Genomic DNA, 2,360 nt, shown 5'->3' on the forward strand with positions numbered 1-2,360 from the left:
GGCTTCCGAAAGGCCTGCGCCGACGCCGACCAGCGCCGATCCGCCCGCCACCGAGGCTCCACCAACCACACTGACCGGAATCGCCGCGACGCCGATCACGGTCTGGACGCCCGAAGCGGCCAGATGGGTTACAACTTCGGACGATGCGCCACCCGCGGCCGATGCGTTGGCGACGCTGTCCTGAGCGAGCGCGGGGCCAGCGGCGAGCGCCAAGCCAAGGGAAGCGAAGATCAGAGCGCGCATAGGGTCACCCGTTCAGTTGAGAAGCGTCGCTATAGGGCCCGCCTTGGGTGAACCCGAAATGAACCCTTCGCGATCTCAGAGGTCGAGTTCGATGACCAACGGCACGTGATCGGAGGGCTTTTCCCAGCCACGGACGTCCTTGTGGATCACGCAGCCGCGCAGCTTGTCGGCAGCCTGCGGGGAGAGCAGGGCGTGGTCGATGCGGATGCCGTTGTTCCGCTGCCAGGCGCCGGCTTGATAGTCCCAGAAGGTGTAGGCCTCGGGCGAACCGTCGATCTCCATGAAGGCCTCGGTGAGGCCAAGCCACTTCAAGGCGCGAAAGGCCTCGCGGGTCTGGGGCTGGAAAAGGGCGTCGCCGACCCAGTTCTCCGGATGGGCGGCGTCTCGCGGCTCGGGGATGACGTTGTAGTCGCCGACCAGGGCCAGTGGCTCCTCATAGGCGAGCAGTTCACGGGCATGGGCGTTCAACCGCGCCATCCAGTTGAGCTTGTAGGGGAATTTCTCGGTGTCGATGGGGTTGCCGTTCGGCAGGTAGATCGAGGCGACGCGAACCGGGGTGGGGCCGCTGACTACGGCCTCCAGATAGCGCGCATGATCGTCGGCGTCGTCGCCAGGAAGCCCCTTGCGAACATCTTCCAGTGGCGTCTTGGAGAGGATCGCGACCCCGTTGTAGGACTTCTGACCGTGGACGGCGACGTTGTAGCCCAGCCGCTCGAAAGCCTCGGCCGGGAACTTCTCGTCGACGCACTTGATCTCCTGCAGGCAGGCGACGTCGGGCGCGGCTTCCTCGAACCAGCGCAGCACCGTCTCCAACCGTGCGTTGACCGAATTTACGTTCCAGGTGGCGATACGCATCGATGTTTCCGCTGAGGTGGGCGCTCGAAAGAGCTGGTGAACCTAGCGGCTGCTTAGAGCCGGCGCCACCAGGACGCGCCCGCCCAACAATCATTGCCGCGTCACGCCAGACCGCAGGTTGAACCTTAACAATGATTGCGGCGCTGCATATAAGGCCAGGCGTCTCCCCCAAGGCTGTTCATATGAAGGCTCGTTTTATGCGTCAGGCTACTCAGATCGCGATGCTCGGTGCAGCGCTCTTGACCGCCGCTCCGACCGGCGCGTTGGCGCAAGGTCGCCCGGCCCAGGCCACGAACGCCCAGAAGATGCAGACCAACGCCATGGCCGAAGTGCCGCGTTGCACCCGCAAGCTGGGCACCTTGTCGATCACCAATGGCGATGATCCGCGCGGTTGGAACCAGTACAATCTCGCCCCGCCGGCCAAGCTGCTGCGCTCGATCGTGCAGAAGTCCGGCTGCTTCAACCTCGTCGACCGCGGCGCCGGCCTCAACGCGGCGGTGACCGAGCGCGATATCGGCGCGGGCCTGGGCATGCAGCGCGGCTCCAATGTCGGCCAAGGCCAGGTCAAGGCGGCCGACTATGTGCTGGTCGCCGAGGTCCAGGCGGCGAACGGTAACGCGGGCGGTTCGGCCCTGGCCGGCATCGCCGGCGGTCTGATCGGTGGAACGGCCGGCGGCCTCATCGGCGGGATCAAGACGCGCAAACTGGAAGCCAACACCGTGTTGTCGCTCACCAATGTGCGGACCACCGAAACCATCGCCGTGACCGACGGCTACGCCGTGAAGAACGACATCGGGTGGAGCGCCGGCGGCGGAGCTGGCGGTTTCGGCGGCTTTGGCGGCGCGGTTGGCGGCGGCTATGAAGACACCGACACCGGCCGCATCGTGACCCTGGCCTTCGTCCAGGCCTATTCGAAGATGGTCAACGAGCTGGGCTTGGTCTCCAACCAGGGCTCGGCCGCCCAAGCCGCGCCGTCCAAGACCTTCACCGCGACCGCGCCGGTCAACATGCGCAAGATCGCCGACGCCAAGGGCGCCCTGATCCGCAACCTGCCGCCCGGTTCGATCGTCTATCCGACCGGTCAGAAGAATGGCCTGTGGTGGGAAGTCGCCGATGAGAACGACAATGTCGGCTGGGTGCTGAACACCAAGCTCGAGCCGTCGCGCTAAGCTGAACCAGGCGGAGGTCCGATGGGCCTCCGCCGACAGCCTTTGATACTTAGATCGAGAAACTCACGCCGCAGCCGCAGCTGGACTTGGCGT

General features: G+C 65.4%; 3 protein-coding genes. 1 reads left to right on the forward strand and 2 read right to left on the reverse strand.

Annotation, left to right across the window (positions count from 1 at the left end; all coding sequences use genetic code 11):
- Positions 1 to 243: hypothetical protein (locus tag Q7T84_RS15995; RefSeq protein WP_370653676.1), on the reverse strand; the 243-nt coding region annotated here is incomplete at its 3' end.
- Positions 244 to 318: 75 nt separating this feature from the next.
- Entirely contained in the window at positions 319 to 1,098 is a 780-nt protein-coding gene (xth, locus tag Q7T84_RS16000) for an exodeoxyribonuclease III (protein ID WP_304810791.1), read from the reverse strand.
- 197 nt (positions 1,099 to 1,295) lie between these two features.
- Between xth and Q7T84_RS16005 the strand changes: the two genes are divergently transcribed.
- On the forward strand, positions 1,296 to 2,267 hold the full coding sequence (locus Q7T84_RS16005; RefSeq protein WP_370653677.1) for a CsgG/HfaB family protein: 972 nt from the start codon (positions 1,296 to 1,298) through the stop codon (positions 2,265 to 2,267).
- Positions 2,268 to 2,360 lie beyond the last annotated feature (93 nt).

This window comes from Phenylobacterium sp., from assembly GCF_030654915.1.
In the GTDB taxonomy this organism is placed as follows: domain Bacteria; phylum Pseudomonadota; class Alphaproteobacteria; order Caulobacterales; family Caulobacteraceae; genus Phenylobacterium.